General features: G+C 54.6%; 1 protein-coding gene and 1 pseudogene. Both read right to left on the bottom strand.

What is annotated here, in order from left to right:
• Positions 1-249, bottom strand: a pseudogene (locus VIN66_RS14100) (ATPase); the annotation flags it as partial.
• 69 nt (positions 250-318) lie between these two features.
• Positions 319-2618, bottom strand: a 2300-nt coding sequence (locus tag VIN66_RS14095) for a discoidin domain-containing protein (RefSeq protein WP_331924574.1), incomplete at its 5' end; no start/stop codon positions are given.

Raw genomic sequence — 2618 nt, 5'->3', positions numbered from 1 at the left:
ATGGGCCCCGGCAAAACCGGCGCCGACATGCAAACGCCCGTAAGCATTGCTGTCCAGTCCGGTCTGCTGCAAAGCGGCATTTAGCGCCCTGCAGACGTTGGCTTCAACCTGTGACCAACCAAGCCCCAGATTAGCCGCACCCGCATGGCCTTCGCCGAGCAATTTGCCGGCTTCATCCTCCAGCCGTACCCGGCAATGGCTGCCACCTGCATCAATACCGGCAAACAATGCAGCACTTTCACTTAACATCCGTCAGACTACCTTTATCAGAAAAGGCGCAGCTCACGCTGCGCCTTTTTATGCTAACAATACTTCAGCTTAAAGCTCGGGCCCAATCAGTTCAAATTCTGCCACCTGCATTAAACTGTTATCACCTTTATTCTTAGTGATCTCAATGCGATAACGGCTGAAGCTGCGGCCATTTAGCAGGCTGAAGCTGCGCCGTTCAGCGCGGGAAGCAAAGCTTTCACCGGCCCACTCTGCCAGAGACTGCCAGTTTTCACCATCATTAGAACCAAGCAGACGGAAGTTTTCCGGATCACGCTCCGGCGCATCGTTTGCACTGGTGATGGCAAAGGTATTCACAATAACCGGCTGTGGTAAGCTGATTTCCAACCAGGATGGTTCCGCCACCGATGGGACACCGCCGTTATCCAGCCATTTGGTTGCCGGGTTATTGTCAAACGCCATAGCGCCGGCTTCACCATCGCTGATAGCTGCTCGCTCGCTGATCTGAGCTGCAGCATTGTCACTGTGATCGCGCGCCTGCACCTGAGGGCCAATCAGCTCAATTTCTGCTACCTGCATTAAGCTGCTATCACCCTTGTTTTTAGTGATGTTCAGCCGGTAATGGCTGTAGCCCAGTGCATTGGCCACTGCAAACGTTTGCCGCTCGGCGCGGTCACTAAAGCTGATCCCCGCCCACTGACCCAGGCTTACCCAGTATTCACCATCAGTCGATGCCAACAGGCTGAAGTTCTCCGGGTCCCGCTCCGGTGCATCATTAGCACTGACCAGCGCCAGCATATTCACAGCTTGAGGTTGTGCCAGTGCCACGCTGGCCCAGGCTGGCGCTTCTGCCGATGGTACTGCCGTGTTATCCAGCCACTTTGTCTGGCTGTCACCGTCAAACGCATAGTCGGCCGCTTCAGCATCACTGATAGCGCCACTGGAGGTCACCGCTGTTGCTGCTAACGCATGATTCAGTGCGGGTAGTGCCGGGCCGATAAGCTCAATTTCAGCAATTTGCATTAAGCTGTTATCACCTTTGTTTTTGCTGATATTCAGCCGGTAGTACTGATAAGCCAGGCTATTAGTGGTGCTGAATAACCTGCGCTGGCCGCGGCTGTCAAAGCTCTCACCGGCCCATTCGCCCAATGTCAGCCAGCTCACACCATCCTTGGATGCCTGCAGGTTAAAGTTTTCCGGATCGCGTTCCGGTGCGTCATTGGCACTGCTGATAGCCAGGCTGCTAACCGCTTTGGCATCACTAAACTGCACCTGTACCCAGGACGGCTGCTCTGCTGTTGGTACTGCAGTATTGTCCAACCATTTTGTTGTCAGCAAACCGTCAAACGCCATTTCTGCACTTTCTGCATCACCGATAGCGCCGCTGGCGCTGATGTTGCCGCCTTGCTGGATTTGATCCGGATAGACCGGGCCAAACAGTTGCACTTCGGCCAGTTGCATTAAGTTGGTATCACCTTTGTTTTTGGTGATATTTAGCCGGTAATACCGGTACGGCAAGTTGTTATTAAAGGCAAAATCCTGCGCCGTAAAGCGCCCTTCAAAGCTGACACCGGCCCATTGCGCCAGTGTAAACCAGCTTTCACCATCGGCTGATGCCTGCAGGTTGAAATTCTCCGGATCGCGGTCTGGCGCATCGTTGGCACTGGTTATGGACAACATACTGACTGCTTGCGCCTCGGCAAACTGCAGTGTTAACCAGGCGGGTGCTTTGGCGCTTGGCACTGCGGTATTATCCAGCCATTTAGTCTCGGCGTTGCCGTCAAAGGCCTGATCACCGCTTTCACTGTCACTGATAGCACCGCGGTAACTTATTTGTGCCCCGGCCAGATAAGCCGCAGTTGTATATTCACGGATGGGCCCGCTGCTGTTATCTGCTACCACCAGCGGCAGTTCAATATCAATAATACTCTCCGGGGTTAATCCCAACTGTGCCAGTACCGGGTGGCCCTGCAATGCATCAAGCAACTGCTGGCGCAAAGCAGTGGCGGCTGTTTCATCGCCCTCGGCCGCCAACGCAACTTGCGCAGCCGCTGCTGCAAACGTATCGGCCAGTGTTGCCTCTGCACCAATATGGGCAAAAGCCGCATTGACAAAGGACAACCGGATCAGCTGGTTGCTGCTTTGTGAAAAGTTTTCAGCATTATCAGCACTTTGCAGCGGTTGCTGCATCAGGTTCACTGCCGGCATATCTACGCCGAGTATACGCAGCAGCTGAGCAGAGTATTCCAGTTGTGCCGGCTCCAGCGTAGCAAGTGCCGACACATTGCGGCCACCGGCAATTGCCGCCTCCAGTAGCTGGCTGGCAAAGGTGGTCAGTGCATTTACCTGCACCGTAGCATCTGCTGTGCCATCGGCAGCCGCACCTAGCG

This window comes from Rheinheimera sp. (assembly GCF_036568245.1).
Taxonomy (GTDB): Bacteria; Pseudomonadota; Gammaproteobacteria; order Enterobacterales; family Alteromonadaceae; genus Alishewanella.
This window is presented reverse-complemented; position numbering and strand designations above follow the sequence as displayed.